The 19,227-nt window shown below is 73.4% G+C and carries 12 protein-coding genes and 1 tRNA gene; 2 read left to right on the top strand and 11 right to left on the bottom strand.

Annotation, left to right across the window (positions count from 1 at the left end; all coding sequences use genetic code 11):
* The first annotated feature begins 7 nt into the window (after positions 1-7).
* Together ABZY31_RS09380 and ABZY31_RS09375 are read left to right on the top strand one after the other, a co-directional pair.
* Positions 8-2,002, top strand: coding sequence for a ThiF family adenylyltransferase (locus tag ABZY31_RS09380; RefSeq protein ID WP_356406600.1), 1,995 nt, complete (start codon positions 8-10; stop codon positions 2,000-2,002).
* 54 nt (positions 2,003-2,056) lie between these two features.
* Complete coding sequence (locus ABZY31_RS09375; RefSeq protein WP_356406597.1) at positions 2,057-2,740, top strand: hypothetical protein; 684 nt, start codon at positions 2,057-2,059, stop codon at positions 2,738-2,740.
* Between the two features lie 12 nt (positions 2,741-2,752).
* On the opposite strand, the gene ABZY31_RS09370 is transcribed toward ABZY31_RS09375, so the two are convergent.
* The 11 genes from ABZY31_RS09370 to ABZY31_RS09320 all read right to left on the bottom strand — a co-directional run bounded on the left by ABZY31_RS09370 (position 2,753) and on the right by ABZY31_RS09320 (position 19,069).
* Entirely contained in the window at positions 2,753-3,181 is a 429-nt protein-coding gene (locus tag ABZY31_RS09370; RefSeq protein WP_356406594.1) for a GNAT family N-acetyltransferase, read from the bottom strand.
* A gap of 154 nt (positions 3,182-3,335) precedes the next feature.
* The gene (locus ABZY31_RS09365; RefSeq protein WP_356406591.1) at positions 3,336-3,824 is read right to left on the bottom strand and encodes an NUDIX domain-containing protein; all 489 of its coding nucleotides are present in this window, start codon (positions 3,822-3,824) and stop codon (positions 3,336-3,338) included.
* 105 nt (positions 3,825-3,929) lie between these two features.
* Positions 3,930-4,003 (bottom strand) — tRNA-Thr (locus ABZY31_RS09360).
* A 161-nt stretch (positions 4,004-4,164) separates the two neighbouring features.
* Positions 4,165-5,772 carry an alpha/beta hydrolase gene (locus ABZY31_RS09355; protein WP_356406588.1) on the bottom strand — a complete coding sequence of 536 codons (1,608 nt, stop codon included), beginning with the start codon at positions 5,770-5,772 and terminating at the stop codon, positions 4,165-4,167.
* 242 nt (positions 5,773-6,014) lie between these two features.
* Positions 6,015-7,226 carry a DNA polymerase III subunit delta' gene (locus tag ABZY31_RS09350; RefSeq protein WP_356406585.1) on the bottom strand — a complete coding sequence of 404 codons (1,212 nt, stop codon included), beginning with the start codon at positions 7,224-7,226 and terminating at the stop codon, positions 6,015-6,017.
* A 117-nt stretch (positions 7,227-7,343) separates the two neighbouring features.
* Entirely contained in the window at positions 7,344-10,598 is a 3,255-nt protein-coding gene (tmk, locus tag ABZY31_RS09345; protein WP_356406582.1) for a dTMP kinase, read from the bottom strand.
* Between the two features lie 293 nt (positions 10,599-10,891).
* A complete protein-coding gene (gene topA, locus ABZY31_RS09340) occupies positions 10,892-13,702 on the bottom strand; it encodes a type I DNA topoisomerase (RefSeq protein WP_356406580.1) in 2,811 nt (936 codons plus the stop codon).
* 221 nt (positions 13,703-13,923) lie between these two features.
* The gene (locus ABZY31_RS09335; protein WP_356406577.1) at positions 13,924-14,121 is read right to left on the bottom strand and encodes a hypothetical protein; all 198 of its coding nucleotides are present in this window, start codon (positions 14,119-14,121) and stop codon (positions 13,924-13,926) included.
* A 113-nt stretch (positions 14,122-14,234) separates the two neighbouring features.
* Entirely contained in the window at positions 14,235-15,752 is a 1,518-nt protein-coding gene (locus ABZY31_RS09330) for a methyltransferase (protein ID WP_356406574.1), read from the bottom strand.
* A gap of 196 nt (positions 15,753-15,948) precedes the next feature.
* On the bottom strand, positions 15,949-16,515 hold the full coding sequence (locus tag ABZY31_RS09325) for a small secreted protein (protein WP_356406571.1): 567 nt from the start codon (positions 16,513-16,515) through the stop codon (positions 15,949-15,951).
* Positions 16,516-16,666: 151 nt separating this feature from the next.
* Positions 16,667-19,069 carry a sodium-translocating pyrophosphatase gene (locus tag ABZY31_RS09320; protein WP_356406568.1) on the bottom strand — a complete coding sequence of 801 codons (2,403 nt, stop codon included), beginning with the start codon at positions 19,067-19,069 and terminating at the stop codon, positions 16,667-16,669.
* Between the last annotated feature and the right edge of the window lie 158 nt (positions 19,070-19,227).

The raw sequence follows: 19,227 nt of genomic DNA, 5'->3' as shown, positions 1-19,227 counted from the left end.
GATTGCCGTGCTGCCCGTACATGTCTTCGACTACGTGATCGACCAGGTGGGGCGGGACATCGGGCGGACCCGGCCCGAGCAGGGCGGCGCCCTGCTCGGGCTGCGCGGGCGCGACGTGCTGACCGCCTTCGTCCACGACGCGCGCGCCCAGGTGACCCGGGTGGAGTACAGCAACACCCCGTGGCTCCTGCACGAGATAGGGCGGATGGAGGGGGCCGGCCCGGTCCGGTTCAAGGGCATCATCCACTCGCACCCGACGGGCATGCCCCGGCCGTCCCAACAGGACCACCGCGAGTACGGCCGCACCCTGGAGGCGGTGCCCGACCTCGGGCGCTACCTCGCGCCGATCGTCACCCACGACCTCGTCACCCCCGGCGAGCGGCACGAGCTGTTCACCGAGACCGCCCGGATCTCCTTCTTCGGCGCGATGTGGACCGAGCGCGGGGTCCGGCTGGAGCCGATGCGCCCGGTGGTCGTGCCGCTGGCCGCGGCGCTCCGGCAGGCCGGGGTGACCTGGTCCGACTCCTTCCCGCTCACCTGCGAGGTGGGTGGGGTGGCCGGGGTACGGGTCCCCCTGCCCCCGGACCGCTCGGGCGCCCGGCGCCACCTCTTCGCGACGGCCGACTTCCCGGTGGCCCCGCCGCTGCTGCTGGAGGAGGCCGGGGCGGACGGGCCGCACCCCGAGCTGATCGTGCGGGAGCTGGGCTGGGACCCGCGGATCCCGCAGCAGGACCGGCTGCGGGAGGCGCTGGGGGCCGCGGGGGCCCGTACGGCGCCGCCCGCGCCCACCGCCTCCCGCGCGGGGCAGTCCGTACGGCGTCCACCCGCGCAGCCACCGGGCGGCCGGGAGCCGCTGGGGGCGGACGGCGGGGCGGGGGGTTCCGGGACGGGGGGTTCCGGGGTGGGGGAGGCCTTCGCACCGCGGCCGGGTGGGCCGCAGCCGGGTGGGCCGCGCGCCCCGGCGGAGTCCGCGGCCCCTTCCGCACCGGCGCCCGGACGGACGCGGCGGATCCTCTACCGGCTCGGGATCGGCCGGGCGCGGGCCGCGCGCGCCGGCCTCTTCGCCCGTACCCAGGGCCTGCTCTCCCCGGCCCTCGCGGACACCCACGTGCTGCTGGTGGGCGTCGGTTCGGTCGGCAGCTACCTCGCCGAGGTGCTGGTCCGCTCCGGCGTCGGCCGGCTCACCCTGGTCGACCCCGACCGGGTCGAACCGGCCAACCTCGGCCGGTCGTTGTTCGGGGTGCGGGACATCGGCCGCAACAAGGCCAAGGCCACCGCCAAGCGCCTGCGCAAGGTGAACCCGCGGCTCAAGGTCACCGTCCTCGCCCGCGACGTCGCCTCGCTCGACGACCACCACTGGCACCAGCGGATCTCCGACGCCCGGCTCGTGGTCGCCGCCACCGACGACAACCAGGCGCAGCAACGCCTCAACCACCTCGCCTACTTCCTGCGCCGCCCGGCCGTCTTCATCGGCCTGTACGACGGCGCGGCGGGCGGCGAGGTCGTCTTCACCACCCCCGGCTCCCCCTGCTGGTCGTGCGCGACCGGCGGGGTCCGCGAATCGCTGGGCGAGCTGGGCCACCAGCCGCGCACCGACTACGGCACCGGGCGCCTGTACGCCGTACCGGGGCTGCTCACGGACATCCACCACCTGACCGCGGCGGCGGCGAAGGTGGTCCTGGCCCTGCTGCACCCGAGCGACGGGCCCGACCGGGTCGGCGGGTTCCTGACCGCCCCGCTCCGCAAGGACCTGTCGATGGCCCTGTTCGCCATGGAGCCGGACCACTGGTTCTTCCCGCGCGTGCTCGGCGAGGCACCCGGCCAGCACGCGTTCCAGAGCATCTGGCTGCGCACCGGGCGGCGGCCCGACTGCCCGGTGTGCGGGGACCCTTCCCTGCGCAGCGACCCCCGCGAGCACGGCCGTCGGGCGGGCGACGACGCCGACCTCACCCGGCGCCAGAAGCGCGCCTTCGAAGAACGCCGGCAACGCCACCGCCACTGATCAGAGGGTCAGAGAGTCAGAGGGTCAGCGGGACAGAAGGGAAGGGGAACAGCCATGGGGGACGACACGACCGAGGCGATGCGCCGCGCCCGCGAGGCACGCCTGAAGTACAACAACGCCGCACCGCCGACCCGGACACCGAAGTCGCCTCCCGCCCCCGCTCGGCCCGCGCCGACGCCGACGCCGACGCCGACACCCGCGTCCACCCCGACGCGACAGGTTCCGGTCCCGACGCCGGGGCGGGCGTCGGAGCGGGCAGCGGTACGGGCGCGGACGGTCTCCCAGGCACGTCCGGTGGCGGGCCTGGGAGAGGCCGCCGCCTTCGGACAGGGCGCGGCGCTGACCCTGTTCCTCTGGCAGCTGCTGCTCATGACCGACTGGACGTACCCTCTGCGCCTCTCGGCGGAGCTCGCCCCGCGCTGGAGCTTCCCGCACGACGTGGCGGTCAAGGAGCTCCGGGCCGAGTGGTTCCCCCAGCTGCGCGACCTGGTGCTGTTCCAGGGGCCGGGGCGGGAGTACCCGTGGCTCTTCCCGGTCTGCGCGGTGGTCCTCTACCTCCTGGTCCGGGTGGGCCGCCTCCCGGAGGCCCTGCAGGCCGTGCTGGGCACCCTGATCAGCCTTTACGGCCTGGCGGCCCTCCTGGCGAGCGGCCCGTCCCTGCTGCACCAGTGGCCCCTGGCCCTGGCCCTCGCGGCCCTGAGCGCGTGGGCCCTGAACAGCCTCTACGTCCGGGAGTGACCGGGGACGGCGTCAGCCGAGGTCGTGGACGTACACGTGATAGGGATCCCGCACGAACCCCTCGGCCTCGTACAGCCCCTGGGCGACGTGGTTGTCGTACGCCGTCTCCAACTGCACCCCGCACACCCCCGCCTCCCGCGCCCGGCGCAGCGTCTCCCTGAGCAGCGCCCGCCCCGCCCCGCTCCGCCGCCCGGCCGGCGCGACGTACAGATCCCCCAGCACCCACAAGGGCCGCAGCGAAAGCGAAGAGAACGTCCGGTACACCTGCGCGAACCCCACGGTCCCACCCGCACCCTCACCCCCCTCCACATCGGCGAGCAGCACGAGCGACTCCCCCTTGCGCATCCGCTCGGCCAAAAACTCCCGGGGCGCCCCCGCGTCGTGCCCGCTCACCCCGTAGAAGTCGAGGTACCCCCGGAACAACCCGGCAGCCACCTCCACGTCCCCACTCCCAGCCTCCCGCACCACAACCCGAGCCCCCATACCCACCCCTCCCACGCACCCAACCGGACGCCCCATTATCCCGCTCCCCACCCCCACCACCCCGAACCACCTCCCGTGGGAACCCCGCTAACGAGCAGTCAGCCGGGCGCCACTAGTGGCCGACGACTCCCGCGATGAGGTCGTGCACCAGGAACGCACCGGCCCCGCGGTTCTCTTTGAGGCGTGCAAGGTCGCCGGGGCCGAACCAGTCGTAGGCGGAGTGCTTGGACCATTCCAGCGCCGGGTGGCCCAAGTCCCCCTCGACCTCGACGAGGTAGTCGGCCTCATGACGGAGTCCACCGCCGTCGTCGCCCGTCCACGTCGCGGTGCCGAGGAACCGGCGCACACGGGTCAGACGCCAGCCGGTCTCCTCCTCCACCTCACGCCCGAGAGCCTCCAGCACGCTCTCCCCCGCCTCGACGTGACCGCCCACGATGTCCCAGCAGTCGGCGAACAGCCGTCGGTCCGCACTCCGCTTCTGAGCGAACGCCCGACCGTCCGGCCGAAGGATGACACCACCGACGGCCCAGACCTCACCCACGCCGGGCGCGGGCACGTGGACGCCGTCGTCGACAGCGAACGGCAGATCGCGAGTGGCCATGTCTGCCAGCGTAGGCCCCACACCCCGCGCCACCAGCAGCCCAATCCCGCCCCGGAAATAGCAAAACCCCCAGGTCACGGCGAGTGAGTCCTGGGGGTTCTACAGAGCCGCCTTCGGGATTCGAACCCGAGACCTACGCATTACGAGTGCGTTGCTCTGGCCAACTGAGCTAAGGCGGCACCGCTGGGAAGACGAGAAATTCCCCGGAGGGAGGCTCTCATCAGCAGCGGCGCCAAGTCTACAGGGTTAAACCGGGTGCCCCGAACCGGGTCGTCGTGGGGGGGTGGGGCAAGGGGCGTATCGGGGTGGGTCGGGCATTGCGGGAGGCTGGATCAGCCGGTCAGCACTTCTTGCCGTCCTGGGGCGGGGTGCCCTCCAGGAGGTACTGGTTGATCGCCGTGTCGATGCAGTCGCTGCCGCGGCCGTAGGCCGTGTGGCCGTCGCCGTCGTAGGTGAGCAGGACACCGGAGTCCAGCTGGGCCGCGAGGGCCTGGGCCCACTTGTAGGGGGTCGCCGGGTCGCGGACGGTGCCGACGACCACGATCGGGGCGGCGCCCTTCGCTTCCGCGCGGTGCGCCGCGCCGGTGGCCTTGACCGGCCAGTACGCGCAGTTCAGCGAGGCCCAGGCGAGGCCCGCGCCGAAGACCGGGGAGGCTTTCTGGAAGGACGGCAGGGCCTTCTCCACGTCCTCCGGACCCGCGAAGGCGGGCGGCTGGTCCAGGCAGTTCACGGCCGCGTTGGCGTACATCAGGTTGGCGTACTTGCCGTGCGCGTCGCGTTCGTAGTAGCTGTCCGCGAGCCCGAGCAGCCCCGCGCCCTCGCCGTTCATGGCGTCCTTGAGCGCCTCGCGCAGCTGCGGCCAGGCCGCCTGGTCGTACAGGGCCGCGATCACGCCCGTCGTCGCGAGCGACTCGCCCAGCGGGCGCGCCGGGTCGCCGCTCGGTACCGGCTGGGCGTCGAGCTTGCGGAAGAACTCCTTCAGCCGCTCGGCCACCTCGTCCGGGTCGCCGTGGCCGAGCGGGCACTCGGGCTGCTTCGCGCAGTCCCGGGCGAAGGAGCGGAAGGCCGTCTCGAAGCCCTCCGTCTGATCCCGGTTCAGCTCCAGCGCCGGGCGCGCGGGGTCCATCGCGCCGTCCAGGACCAGCCGGCCGACGCGGGTGGGGAAGAGGTCGGCGTAGGTCGCGCCGAGGAAGGTCCCGTACGAGGCGCCGACGTACGTCAGCTTCTTGTCGCCCAGGACCGCGCGCAGCATGTCCATGTCCTTGGCCGCCTCCACCGTCGAGACGTGCGGCAGTACCCGGCGGGACTTCGCCTCGCAGCCCGCGGCGAACTCCTTGAAGGTCGTCACCAGCTTCGCCCGCTCCGCCGCGTCGTCCGGGGTCTGGTCCACCTGGGTGTAGGCGTCCATCCGGGGACCGGTCAGGCAGTCCACCGGGGCGCTGCGGGCCACGCCGCGCGGGTCGAAGGACACCATGTCGTACCGGGCGCGCACGGGCGCCGGGTAGCCGATGCCCGCGTACGCCTGGAGGTACCCGATGCCGGAGCCTCCCGGGCCGCCCGGGTTGACCAGCAGGGAACCGATCCGCTTGCCCGGGCCCGTGGCCGCCTTGCGGGCGACCGCGATGTCGATGTCCTGGCCGTTGCCGGGGTGCGCGTAGTCCAGCGGGGCCTTCATGGTGGCGCACTGGAACCCCGGCGCACCGCAGTCCCGCCACGTCAGCTTCTGCGCGTAGTACGGAGCCAGCGCGGCCGGGATCGCCGTGGGCTCGGGCGACTGCGCGCCGGCGCTCCGGCTCGCCCCTGGTTCCGCGCCCGGGCCGGTCCGGCTGGCGGCCCCGGAGGAAGCGGCCGCGCTGGAGCCCGAGCTTGCCGAGGTGCACCCGGAGAGGAGCAGTCCGGCGGCGGCGATCACGGTTCCGGTGGTGCGCAGCAGGCGACTCGTGTCCATCTCCGGAGCGTACGGCCTGGCCGGTGCCCCTGAGCCGGAGGCCGCGCCCGGCCCCGGGGGTGACACGGCGCGCACGGGACCCGCGCACCGGCGGGACGGGGCCGGCGCGGTCGCGGCCGTACGGGCGCCCGTAAGGGTGAACCGGTCAACCGGCGTCCCCCGTCATCCCCGCCCCGGCGTACCGAAGCGCCCGGAGCACCGGCCCGTCGGGCCGGTGGGACGCCGGCCCCCGCCCCGCCGGCTCAGCCCGCCCGCAGCGCCATCGTCATCGCCTCGACCGCGAGCAGCGGGGACACGTTGCGGTCCAGCGCCTCCCGGCACGCGATGATGCCCTCGATGCGGCGCAGGGTCCGCTCGGGGCCCGACGCGCGGGCGACCCGGTCGAGGTCCGGACGTATCTCCTCATTGGCGATGGCCAGTCCGGAGCCGAGCTGGAGCGCCAGCACGTCCCGGTAGAAGCCGATCAGGTCGGTGAGGGCCAGGTCGAGGGTGTCGCGCTGGGTCCTGGTGCGGCGGCGCTTCTGCCGGTCCTCCAGGTCCTTCATCACCCCCGCGGTCCCGCGCGGCATCCGGCCGCCGGTGCCCGCGGCGGCGCCCATCGCGGCGCGCAGCTCCTCGGTCTCCTTGACGTCCACTTCCTCGGCCACCTGCTTGGCGTCCTCGGCGGCGGCGTCGACCAGCTCCTGGGCCGCCTTGAGGCACGCGCCCACGTCGTCCACCCGCAGCGGGAGCTTCAGCACGGCGGCCCGGCGGCTACGGGCCCGCTCGTCCGTGGCGAGCCGGCGGGCCCGGCCGATGTGGCCCTGTGTCGCGCGGGCGGCCGCGGCGGCCACCTCGGGCGCGATGCCGTCCCGCCGGACCAGTACGTCGGCGACGGCGGAGACCGACGGGGTACGCAGCGTCAGGTGACGGCAGCGGGACCGGATGGTGGGCAGCACGTCCTCCAGCGAGGGCGCGCACAGCAGCCACACCGTGCGCGGAGCGGGTTCCTCGACGGCTTTCAGCAGGACGTTCCCGGCGCCTTCGGTGAGCCGGTCGGCGTCCTCCAGGACGATGACCTGCCAGCGGCCCACGGCCGGGGACAGCTGGGCCCGGCGGACCAGGTCCCGGGTGTCCTTCACGCCGATGGAGAGGAGGTCGGTACGGACGATCTCCACATCGGAGTGGGTGCCGATCAGGGTGGTGTGGCAGCCGTCGCAGAATCCGCATCCCGGTTCGCCGCCGAGCGCCCGGTCGGGGCTCGTGCACTGCAGGGCCGCCGCGAAGGCGCGGGCCGCGGTGGACCGGCCGGAACCGGGCGGCCCGGTGAACAGCCAGGCGTGGGTCATCTTGGAGCCGGTCGCCGACTCGATGCCCGCGGCGTCGGCCGTGACCAGGGCGTCGGCGTCACGGGCGGCGGCGGCCAGCTGTGCCTGCACGCGCTCCTGGCCCACCAGGTCGTCCCATACGGGCATGCCGCCCACCGCCCTTCTCTCTGTGCGTTCACTCGGTCACCCACCGCTCACCACCATTGTGGCGGGACCCACTGACAGTCCCGGCCGACGGCCTCCGGGGCCACGGCGCGGGCCCGGTCAGCGGCGGCGCGGGCGGCGGCCCTCGTCGTCTTCCTCGTCCCGGCCCCGCGGCCCGAGCAGCTCGTCCGCGAGGGTCGGCAGATCGTCCATCGGGGTCTCCTCCGCCCAGTCCGAGCGGCGGCGCGGGCGGCCGGAGGCGTCCACGACCGGCAGCTCACGGGTGGCGTCGTTGCCGTTGCCACCCTCATCACGGGCGCCCCCGCGCTCGGCGCCGCCGCCCTGCTCGTCCGCCGCATCCCTGAAGATCCGCTGCGGCACCCGGGACGTCGGATCGGAGCTCCGGACCGGCGGCAGCACGGCCGTCTCCTCGTTCGGCGAGACCGGACGCGCTGCGGCCGCGGTCCGGGGGTCGGCAGACCTGGAGGCCGACGGCGTCGACGACTCAGGCCCCGGGCCCTGCTGCGGATCAATTTTCGGAACCGGCACCGTCTGGGTGATGTCGTCCGGCCCCACCACCGGCGTGACCACGGTGACCGCATCCGCTGGATGCGCTCCCTCGACAGGGGCGGGGGCAGCGGGCGCCTCGGCGGCCGTCGCGGCCGCGCGAGCGGCGGCCTCGGCCTCGGCCCGGGCGGCAGCCTCGGCGGCGGCCCTCGCGGCATCCTCGGCCGCAGCACGAGCCGCAGCCTCGGCAGCGGCCTTCGCGGACGCTGCGGCCACCGCCGCCGCGGAAGCCTCGGCCAGCCGACGCGCCTCCTCCGCCTTCAGCAGCGCCTCCTCGGCCCGGCGCTGCTTCTCCAGCCGCCGTTCCTCGGCCTCGGCGCGCAGCCGCGCCTCTTCCTCGGCCTGCCGGCGCAGCCGCTCCTGCTCCACCGCGCGGGCCTTCTCCTCGGCTTCCACGCGCAGTCGCTCGGCTTCGGCCCGGACCCGGGCCTCCTCCTCGGCCCGCAGCCGCTCCTCCTCCGCCTTGCGCGCGGCCTCGGCCTCGGCCTTGAGGCGGGCGGCCTCCGCCTCCCGGGCCAGCCTGGCTTCCTCCTCGGCCCGCAGCCGCGCCTCTTCGGCCTTGCGCGCGGCCTCCGCCTCGGCGGCCCTGCGCGCTTCCTCCTCCGCCCGGCGGCGCGCCTCGATCTGCGCCGCCACCTCGGCCTCGGACAGCGGCAGCATCCGGTCCATCCGGTGCCGGACGACCGTGGCCACCGATTCCGGGTCCTGGCCCGCGTCCACCACCAGATAGCGGCCGGGGTCGGACGCGGCCAGGGTCAGGAAACCGGCCCGCACCCGCTGGTGGAACTCCTGCGGCTCCGATTCCAGCCGGTCCGGCGCCTCCGTGAAGCGCTCGCGGGCCGTCTGCGGGGAGACGTCCAGCAGGACCGTCAGGTTCGGGACCAGTCCGTCGGTGGCCCAGCGCGAGATCCGGGCGATCTCGGTCGGGGACAGGTCGCGGCCCGCGCCCTGGTAGGCGACGGACGAGTCGATGTAGCGGTCGGAGATGACGACCGCGCCGCGCTCCAGGGCGGGCCGGACCACCGTGTCGACGTGCTCCGCCCGGTCGGCAGCGTACAGCAGCGCCTCGGCGCGGTTCGAGAGCCCGGCCGAGGAGACGTCGAGCAGGATCGAGCGCAGCCGCTTGCCCACCGGGGTGGCTCCCGGCTCGCGCGTGACGACGACCTCGTGGCCCTTGTTCCGTATCCACTCGGCGAGCTTCTCCACCTGGGTGGACTTGCCCGCGCCGTCGCCGCCCTCCAGGGCGATGAAGAATCCGTTGGCGGAGGCGGCCTGCACCGGCTCGCCGCCGCGCAGCGCCTCGCGCAGGTCCCGGCGCAGCGGGACGCCCCGGCGGTCGTCCGCCTTGATCAGGACGAGCACGGCGACCGGCAGCAGCAGCGCGCCGACCAGCAGGAGCACGAAGTCGGCGCCGCCGTGGTCGAAGACGACCTTGCCGGCCGTCAGCCGGTGCGGCCCGATCAGCGCGGCCAGCGCCGGGGCGCCGACGGCGCCGAGGCCGATGGCGACCCGGACGGCCGCGTGCAGGTGCTCGGTGACCCGCGCCCGGCGGAATTCCTCGGTCTCCTGGTCCAGCAGCGTGTGCCCGGTGTTGGCCGCCACGCCCGCGCCGGTTCCGGCGAGCAGCGTCAGGAAGAGGACCGTCGCGGTGTCCACGACCAGGCCGCTCAGCAGCAGGGCGAGCCCGGTGAGGGCGAGCGCCAGGGCCAGCAGGCGGCGCCGCGACAGCGCGGGCAGTATCTTCCCGGCCTGGGTGAGCCGGATCCCCGCGGCCGTGCCGCCGGCCAGCGCGAGCACCAGCAGCGCGAAGGTGGCCGGGCCGCCTTCCAGGTCGTACGCGTGCAGCGCGGCGACGCCGACGGCGCAGGCCACGGCTCCGGCGACCGCGGCGCAGGCGAGCACGAGCAGCCGGATGGCGCCCGTACGCCCCTTCTCCGGGCGGTCCCCCGCCTTCGGCGCGCGCAGCCCCTCCAGCGGGGACCGCGGGCGCGGGGTCTTCGTCTCGGGGAGCACCAGCGGCAGCAGCAGCGAGACGGAAGCGGCGAAGAGCCCGGCGGCGACGTACGAGCCCAGCGCGGCCTGGTTCGCCGCGAACCAGTCGACCCCGAGGCCGATGGCCCGGCCGAGCAGAGTGGCCGCGAGCAGCGCGGCGGCGGCGACCGGCAGCGCGGCGAACGCCGTACGCAGGGTCAGGCGCCGCAGGGTGTCCAGGTGGTCCGGCAGCGGCCGTACGGTCGCCCCCTCGGGCGGCGGCCCGGGCAGCAGGGCCGGGGCGGCGCTCTCCTTGGCCAGCGTCCACAGGCGCTCGGCGGCGCCGGAGACGAAGACGGTCGCGAGCAGCACGGTCAGCGCGTGCTCCGGGATCCAGTCGAGCCAGAGCGGGGCCACGACGAACAGCGCGATGCGCACCCCGTCGGCCCCGATCATGGTCCAGCGGCGGTCCAGCGGGCCGCCCGGCGCCGTGAGCTTGGTCAGCGGGCCGAGCAGGACCGCGCCGCAGACCACGGTGGCCAGGACGCGGACGCCGAGGACCGCGGCGACGGCGAGCGCGACACCGCGGGCGCCACCGCCGAACGAGCCTTCCGAAACGGCGGCCTGGAGCGCCAGCAGCACCAGGACCAGCAGGGCGAGCATGTCGCCGATGCCGCTCACGAGCTGGGCGCTCCACAGGCGGCGCAGCCTGGGCGTGCGCAGCAGGGCGCGCACCGCACGCTCGCGGGAGTCCGCGGCGAGGGCTTCGTCGTAGGTCGGGGCGGAAGGGGAGGTCTCGGGGGCCGTGACGACCGTCGGCTGCTCGGCTCGCGTCATCCGCCCAGCCTATCCGCTGCGCTTGGCGGGTGCGGAGGGCTGTGGACAAGGTCCACTCGCCGCCCGTCCACAGGCCGTCCACAAGCCGTCGGCGGACCGCCGCGGACGGCCCGCGGACAGCTGGACGGTGCGGCCCCGGCCCCGGTCCGAGGGCCCCGCCCGCACACTGCCCCGGCCCTGCCCGCACACCGCAGAGGCCCCCACCCCACACCGCCGAGGGCCCCGCGCCTGCGCGCGGGGCCCTCGGTTCGAGCGGTACGGCCGCCACCTGCCGGGTGGTGGCGGAGGTGGTGCTATTCGTCCGCCGCCGGGGTGGCCGCGGCCTTCTTGGCCACCGTCTTCTTCGCCGCCGTCGTCGTCTTCTTCGCGGCCGTCTTCTTGGCCGTCGTCGTCTTCTTCGCCGCGGTGGCCTTCTTGGCCGCGGTCGCCTTCTTGGCCGGGGCCTTCTTGGCGGTCTTCTTCACCGGGGCCTTCGCCCGCTTCTCCGCGAGCAGCTCGTAGCCCCGCTCCGGCGTGATCGTCTCGACGTCGTCGTCCCGCCGCAGCGTCGCGTTCGTCTCGCCGTCCGTCACGTAGGGCCCGAAGCGGCCGTCCTTGACCACCACCGGCTTCTCGCTGACCGGGTCGGTGCCCAGTTCCTTCAGCGGCGGCTTGGCCGCGGCCCGGCCGCGCTGCTTGGGCTGGGCGTAGATCGCCAGCGCCGCGTCGAGCGTGATCGAGAAGAGCTGGTCCTCGGTCTCCAGGGAGCGCGAGTCCGTGCCCTTCTTGAGGTACGGGCCGTAGCGGCCGTTCTGCGCGGTGATCTCGACGCCTTCGGCGTCCACGCCGACGACGCGCGGCAGCGACATCAGCTTGAGCGCTTCCTCCAGCGTCACCGTGTCGAGGCTCATCGACTGGAAGAGCGACGCGGTCCGCGGCTTGACCGCGTTCTTGCCGGTCTTCGGGGTGCCCTCGGGCAGGATCTCCGTCACGTACGGCCCGTAGCGGCCGTCCTTCGCGACGATCTGGTTCCCGCTGACCGGGTCCTGGCCCAGCTCGAACTCGCCGCTCGGCTTCGCGAAGAGCTCCTCCGCGTACTCGACCGTCAGCTCGTCGGGAGCCATGTCCTCCGGGACGTCCGCGCGCTGGTGGCCCTCGGCGTCCTTCTCACCGCGCTCGACGTACGGCCCGTAGCGGCCCACGCGCAGCACGATGCCCTCGCCGACCGGGAAGGAGGAGATCTCCCGGGCGTCGATCGCGCCGAGGTCCGTGACCAGCTCCTTCAGCCCGCCCAGGTGGTCGCCGGTGGCCGGGACCACCTCGGAGGCGTCCTCGGAGCCGAAGTAGAACCGCTTGAGCCACGGCACGGACTGCGCCTCGCCCCGCGCGATGCGGTCGAGGTCGTCCTCCATCTTGGCGGTGAAGTCGTAGTCGACGAGCCGGCCGAAGTGCGTCTCCAGCAGGTTCACCACGGCGAACGACAGGAAGGACGGCACGAGCGCCGTGCCCTTCTTGAAGACGTAGCCGCGGTCGAGGATCGTGCCGATGATCGACGCGTAGGTCGACGGGCGGCCGATCTCGCGCTCTTCCAGCTCCTTGACCAGCGAGGCCTCGGTGTAGCGGGCCGGGGGCTTGGTCGAGTGGCCGTCGGCGGTGATGTCCTCGCCGGTCAGCGCGTCGCCCTCGGCGACCTGGGGCAGCCGCTTCTCGCGGTCGTCCAGCTCGGCGTTCGGGTCGTCGGCGCCTTCGACGTACGCCTTCATGAAGCCGTGGAAGGTGATCGTCTTGCCGGAGGCGGAGAACTCGGCGTCGCGGCCGTCGCTCGCCCGGCCGCCGATCTTGACGGTGACCGAGTTGCCGACCGCGTCCTTCATCTGGGAGGCGACGGTCCGCTTCCAGATCAGCTCGTACAGGCGGAACTGGTCGCCGGTCAGACCCGTCTCGGCGGGCGTGCGGAAACGGTCGCCCGAGGGGCGGATCGCCTCGTGCGCCTCCTGCGCGTTCTTGACCTTGCCCGCGTAGACGCGCGGCTTCTCCGGCAGGTACTCGGCCCCGTAGAGCTGCGTGACCTGTGCCCGGGCGGCCGTGACGGCCGTCTCGGACAGCGTCGTGGAGTCCGTACGCATATAGGTGATGAAGCCGTTCTCGTACAGCTTCTGGGCGACCTGCATGGTCGCCTTCGCACCGAAGCCGAGCTTGCGCGAGGCCTCCTGCTGGAGCGTGGTCGTACGGAACGGCGCGTACGGGGAGCGGCGGTACGGCTTGGACTCGACCGAGCGGACCGCGAAGGCGGCCCCGTCGAGCGCGGCGGCCAGGGAGCGCGCGTTGGCCTCGTCGAGGTGCAGCACCTCGCTCTTGAGCTGCCCGGTGGATCCGAAGTCGCGGCCCTGCGCCACGCGCTTGCCGTCCACCGTGTTCAGGCGGGCGACCAGCGAGGACGGGTCGGAAGCGTCACCGGCGCGGCCGGTGGAGAAGGTTCCGGTCAGGTCCCAGTACTCGGCGGAGCGGAAGGCGATGCGCTCGCGCTCCCGCTCGACGACCATGCGGGTGGCCACCGACTGGACGCGGCCCGCCGACAGCTTCGGCATGACCTTCTTCCACAGGACCGGCGAGACCTCGTAGCCGTAGAGGCGGTCGAGGATGCGGCGGGTCTCCTGGGCGTCGACCATGCGCTGGTTGAGCTCGCGCGGGTTGGCGACGGCGTCGCGGATCGCGTCCTTGGTGATCTCGTGGAAGACCATCCGGTGGACGGGGACCTTGGGCTTGAGGACTTCCTGCAGGTGCCACGCGATGGCTTCGCCCTCGCGGTCCTCATCGGTGGCGAGGAAGAGTTCGTCGGACTCGGCCAGCAGCTCCTTGAGCTTCCTGACCTGCGCCTTCTTGTCGGCGTTCACGACATAGATCGGCTGGAAGTCGTGCTCGACGTCCACGCCGAGACGGCGGACCTCGCCCGTGTACTTCTCGGGGACCTCCGCGGCGCCGCTCGGGAGGTCGCGGATGTGCCCGACGCTCGCCTCGACGACATATCCCGGGCCGAGGTAGCCCTTGATCGTCTTCGCCTTGGCAGGAGACTCGACGATGACGAGTCGGCGGCCGCCCTTTGCGGTCTCGCTAGTCGGGGACAACTTGGCTCTTCTCTCCGGTCGGCACTCGGTCGCGGTACGGCGACGCTGCGGAGTGTGACGGTACAACCCGCCCCCGTGTCAAACGGGACAAGCCCGCAACGGCCACTCGAACGGTAACCCGACAAGTGCCACTTCTGCCGCCCGGATGGCGCGGCGGACCCTTCCCGATCATCGCGCGGGAGGTCCGGGGGCCGTCCGGCCCCTCCCCCGGAGCGCCCGGTTCAGAGGCGGCCCAGGCACCACGCGCCGAGGGCCAGCGACCCCGCGCCCGCCAGCACCGCGACCGGTACGGCCACGGCGTGGCGCACGCCCTCGGCGACCGGCGCGCCGCGCCGTGCGCGCGCCCCCGTCCAGGTCAGCAGGACCGCCCCGAACAGCAGGAACACCGTTGCGGCGAACACCGCCGGGCCGCTCTCCATACCGTCTCCCCCCGCCGCGGGCGCGGCCCGCGAGCCGCTGCCGAGTCCCCCCGGACTCCCCCGGTCCGGACCTTTCCAGCCCCGGGCGTACGGCGCGCCAACCCCGGGTTAACTCATGGCTGCGCCGGCCGCGCGGGCTCCAGGAACCCCTGCTCCACCAGCAGCCGGATCGCCTCCGGGGTGCGGTCCCGCAGGAGCACCGGATCCTCCTCGACCAGGTGGGCGATCGCGTCGAGGATCCGCCCGGCGCTCAGTGAGCCGTCACACACTCCGGCGAAGCCCGCGCCGACCGTGTCGACCTTGGTGGCGCGCCGCATCCCGCGGTTCTGCCGGAGCACGACGTGCTCGGGATCCTCCGCGCCGGGGGCGCCGACCTGCTCCTGGACGACCTCCTCGACGAGCCGGAAGTACCCCTCCAGGAGCGCCGCGTCGTCGTGCTCGCGCAGGTAGTCCTGGCGGGCGAAATGGGCCCGGACCGTGTCGCCGAGGGGCTGCTCCACCGAGTGCGGCCACTCCTCGACCACGATCGAGGGGACCGCCGCGTCCGTGCGGCGCAGGGTGATCCAGCCGAAGCCGACCGCCTTGGTCTTGCGCGCCTCGAACTCCTCCAGCCAGGCCTCGTAGCGCCGCGCGTAGGCCTCGGGGTCCTCGCGGTGGTCGCCCGCGTCCCGCAGCCACAGCTCCGCGTACTGCGTCACGTCCTGCACATCGCGCTGCACGATCCACGCGTCACAGCCCGCCGGGACCCAGGACCGCAGCCGGTCGTGCCAGTCCTCGCCCTCTACGTGCTGCCAGTTGGCCAGGAACTGCGCATATCCGCCCGGATTCAGCCGGTCGCCCGCCTGCCGGACCAGCGCGCGGCACAGGTCGTCCCCGCCCATCCCGCCGTCCCGGTAGGTCAGCCGGGCCCCGGGGGAGATCACGAAGGGCGGGTTGGAGACGATCAGGTCGTAGGTCGCGTCGCCGACCGACTCGAAGAGCGAACCGGTGAGCAGCTCGGCCTCCGGCGCCCCCGACAGCGCGAGCGTCAGACGGGTGAAGTCCAGCGCGCGGGGGTTGACGTCGGTGGCGGTGACCCGGGTCGCGTGCCGCGCGGCGTGCAGCGCCTGGATGCCGGACCCGGTGCCGACGTCCAGGGCCGAGCCGACCGGGGTGCGGACGGTGATCCCGGCCAGGGTGGTGGAGGCCCCTCCGACGCCGAGGACCACGCCCTCCTCCCGGCTGCCGATCCCGCCGGCCCCGCCGACCGCGCAGCCCAGGTCCGAGACGATGAACCAGTCCTCGCCGTCGGGACCGCCGTACGGGCGTACGTCCACCACGGCGTGTACGTCGTCCCCCGCGCGCCGCAGCCAGCCGTCGGCCAGCGCCTCCTCGACGGGCAGCGCGGCCGCGGCCCGGTCGTACGGCACGGGCCGCTGGAGCAGGAACAGCCGCACCAGGCTCGCCAGCGGGCCGTCGGCCCGGGTGGCGCGCAGGGCGGGAACGGTCTCGCTGCGGGCCAGCGCGGCGTAGGCGGGGGCGCCGAGCAGGTCGAGCAGGCCGTCGGCGGTGAAGCCCGCGGCGAGCAGGGCCGAGCGCAGGGCGCCGGCACGGTCGGGCGAGGGCAGGCGGGGAAGGCTGGTGGTACTCACCGGTCCATTGTGTCCGCTGCCACCGGGAATCCGTGCGACGTACGGGACACGGCCGGGGAACGGGCCGGGAAGCGGCCGCGGCCGGCGGCCCGGGCGGGAGGCCGCGGGGACCCGGCCGGGCGCGCGGCAGGGCGGCCGGGCCCGTTTACGGTCCCGGCCGCCCTGGTCGGCGTACGCCCTGTCAGCGGGCGGGCCGTCAGCTCTTGGAAGGCTCCGGGGTCGCCTGGACCTGGCAGCCCTTCTGGCCGTTCATCGCCTTGTCGAGGCCGCCCGACTTCAGCTTCTCCAGGGCCGCCTTGCCGCCCTGGGTGGTCTGGTCGAGGCCGCTGGCGATGGTCTTGAGGCCCTCCGCGAACTTGCCCTGGTCCTTGGGGTCGAGGGCGTCCATCTTCGTCTTGAGGTCCGCGTAGCCCTTGGAGGTGTCCTCGAAGCCCTTGACGGCGGCCTTCTGCGTCGCCTCACCGTCCTTGACCGGAGGAACTCCCGCGCTGGTCAGGGCGGAACCCATGGCCTTGTAGGACTCGGACATGGTCTGGAACGCGCCCGCGTCCGTCTTCTGCACGTCCTCGGGCTTGCTGCTCTCGGTCGCCACGCGCTTGATGTCCGCGTTGGCTCCCTCGATCTTCTTCAGCTCGGGCTGCCACTTGTCGCAGACCTTCTTGGCCCAGTCGTCGGTCTTGTTGCCGCCGTCGTCACCGCAACCGGACAGCACGAGCATCAGTACCGCGCCGCCGGACAAGGCGGCCGCAAACTTCTTGTTCACCGGATCGGTCCCTTCCAAGGCTCTCGGCCCGGAAGATACACGTCTGCATCCGGATAAGCGGAAAGACGGACAGACGGCGCGTCAGTCCGCGCCGTCCGTCCGCCATTCGGTCCCTTGCGGCGGCCCTCGGGGAGGGCCGGTCGCCGCTCCGTCAGGAGACCACCGCCGGGTCGGTCGGCTGGGCCACCCGCTCGGCCGCGCCACTGCCGGTGTCGTCGCCGACCGTGATGCCGCGCCGCTTGGACACGTACACCGCGGCGACGATCACGAAGATCGCCACGACGGCGACGACCGCTCGGACGGTCGCGCTGGCGTCGGCGCCGTAGCTGAACTGCACGACGGCCGGGGCGATCAGCAGCGCCACCAGGTTCATCACCTTGAGCAGCGGGTTGATCGCCGGGCCGGCGGTGTCCTTGAACGGGTCGCCGACGGTGTCGCCGATGACGGTCGCGGCGTGGGCGTCGCTGCCCTTGCCGCCGTAGTGGCCGTCCTCGACGAGCTTCTTCGCGTTGTCCCACGCCCCGCCGGAGTTGGCGAGGAAGACGGCCATCAGCGTGCCGGTGCCGATGGCGCCGGCCAGGTACGAGCCGAGCGCGCCGACGCCGAGGCTGAAGCCGACCGCGATGGGGGCCATCACGGCGAGCAGGCCGGGCGTGGCGAGTTCGCGCAGCGCGTCCTTGGTGCAGATGTCCACGACGCGCCCGTACTCGGGCTTCTCGGTGTAGTCCATGATCCCGGGGTGCTCGCGGAACTGGCGGCGCACCTCGTAGACCACGGCCCCGGCGGAGCGGGACACCGCGTTGATGGCCAGGCCCGAGAACAGGAAGACGACGGCCGCGCCGAGGATCAGCCCGACGAGGTTGTTCGGCTGCGAGATGTCCAGGCTCAGGCCCATGTCGCCGGCCTTGGCGCCGACGTCCTTGACGGCCGTGGCGATGGCGTCGCGGTACGAGCCGAAGAGCGCGGCGGCGGCCAGTACGGCGGTGGCGATGGCGATGCCCTTGGTGATCGCCTTGGTGGTGTTGCCCACCGCGTCCAGGTCGGTGAGGACCTGGGCGCCCGCGCCCTCGACGTCGCCGGACATCTCCGCGATGCCCTGGGCGTTGTCGGAGACGGGGCCGAAGGTGTCCATGGCGACGATGACGCCCACGGTGGTCAGCAGGCCGGTGCCGGCCAGGGCCACCGCGAAGAGCGCCAGCATGATCGACGTGCCGCCGAGCAGGAACGCGCCGTAGACGCCGAGGCCGATGAGCAGCGCGGTGTAGACGGCGGATTCCAGGCCGATGGAGATGCCGGCGAGGACGACGGTGGCCGCGCCGGTCAGCGAGGACTTGCCGATGTCCTGGACGGGACGCCGGGTGGTCTCGGTGAAGTAGCCCGTGAGCTGCTGGATGAGGGCCGCGAGCACGATGCCGATGGCCACGGAGACGAGGGCGAAGACGCGCGGGTCGCCGGTGTGGCCGGTGATGGCCGCGTCCTCCACGCCGACCAGGTCCTTGAAGCTGGACGGCAGGTAGACCAGGACCGCGACGGCGACCAGCACCAGCGAGATCACCGCGGAGATGAAGAAACCGCGGTTGATGGCGGTCATGCCGCTGCGGTCGCTGCGGCGCGGGGAGACCGCGAAGATGCCGATCATGGCGGTGATGACGCCGATGGCGGGCACGATCAGCGGGAAGGCCAGCCCCAGGTCGCCGAAGGCGGCCTTGCCGAGGATGAGCGCCGCGACGAGCGTGACGGCGTACGACTCGAACAGGTCGGCGGCCATGCCCGCGCAGTCGCCGACGTTGTCGCCCACGTTGTCGGCGATGGTCGCGGCATTGCGCGGATCGTCCTCCGGAATGCCCTGCTCGACCTTGCCGACCAGGTCGGCGCCGACGTCGGCGGCCTTGGTGAAGATGCCGCCGCCCACGCGCATGAACATCGCGATCAGGGCCGCGCCGAGGCCGAAGCCCTCCAGGACCTTGGGGGCGTCGGCGGCGTAGACGAGCACGACGCAGGAGGCGCCGAGCAGGCCGAGGCCGACGGTGAACATGCCGACCACGCCGCCGGTGCGGAAGGCGATCCGCATGGCCTTGTGGGAGACCTCGGTGAGGTCCTTGGCGGGTTCGCCCTCGGCGGGGGTGGCCTCGCGGGCGGCCGCGGCGACGCGGACGTTGGCGCGGACGGCCAGCCGCATGCCGATGTAGCCGGTGGCGGCCGAGAAGAGCGCGCCGACGAGGAAGAAGGCGGAACGTCCCGCCCGTTGCGTCCAGTTCTCGGCGGGGAGCATGAAGAGCAGGAAGAACACGACGACGGCGAAGATGCCGAGGGTGCGCAACTGCCGCCCCAGGTAGGCGTTGGCGCCCTCCTGGACGGCCGCCGCGATCTCCTTCATCCGGTCGGTTCCCTCGTCGGCGGCCAGGACCTGGCGGACCAGGACCTGTGCGACGACGAGTGCGGCGAGTGCCACCGCCGCGATGACGATCACGATAAGCCGATTGTCATCGGTGAGCACCGCTGCCGAGAGCTGAGCGGTGCCGTCTTGCGCGAGAGGGGTGAAGAGCCCCGTCATTCGTCCTCCTTGACGTGATGAGCTCAAGATGTGGACGGATTGTAGGGAGCGCCACCTGATCAAAACAGGGGGCGGGAAACGGAATTGGCCTGCTCTTGCTCCTCAGCAATAGATCGCGTCACGCCATTACCCTCGAAAGTAGTAATGGGGCAAACCCA

It is taken from the genome of Streptomyces sp. NPDC006529, assembly GCF_040611795.1.
GTDB lineage: Bacteria > Actinomycetota > Actinomycetes > Streptomycetales > Streptomycetaceae > Streptomyces.
This window is presented reverse-complemented; position numbering and strand designations above follow the sequence as displayed.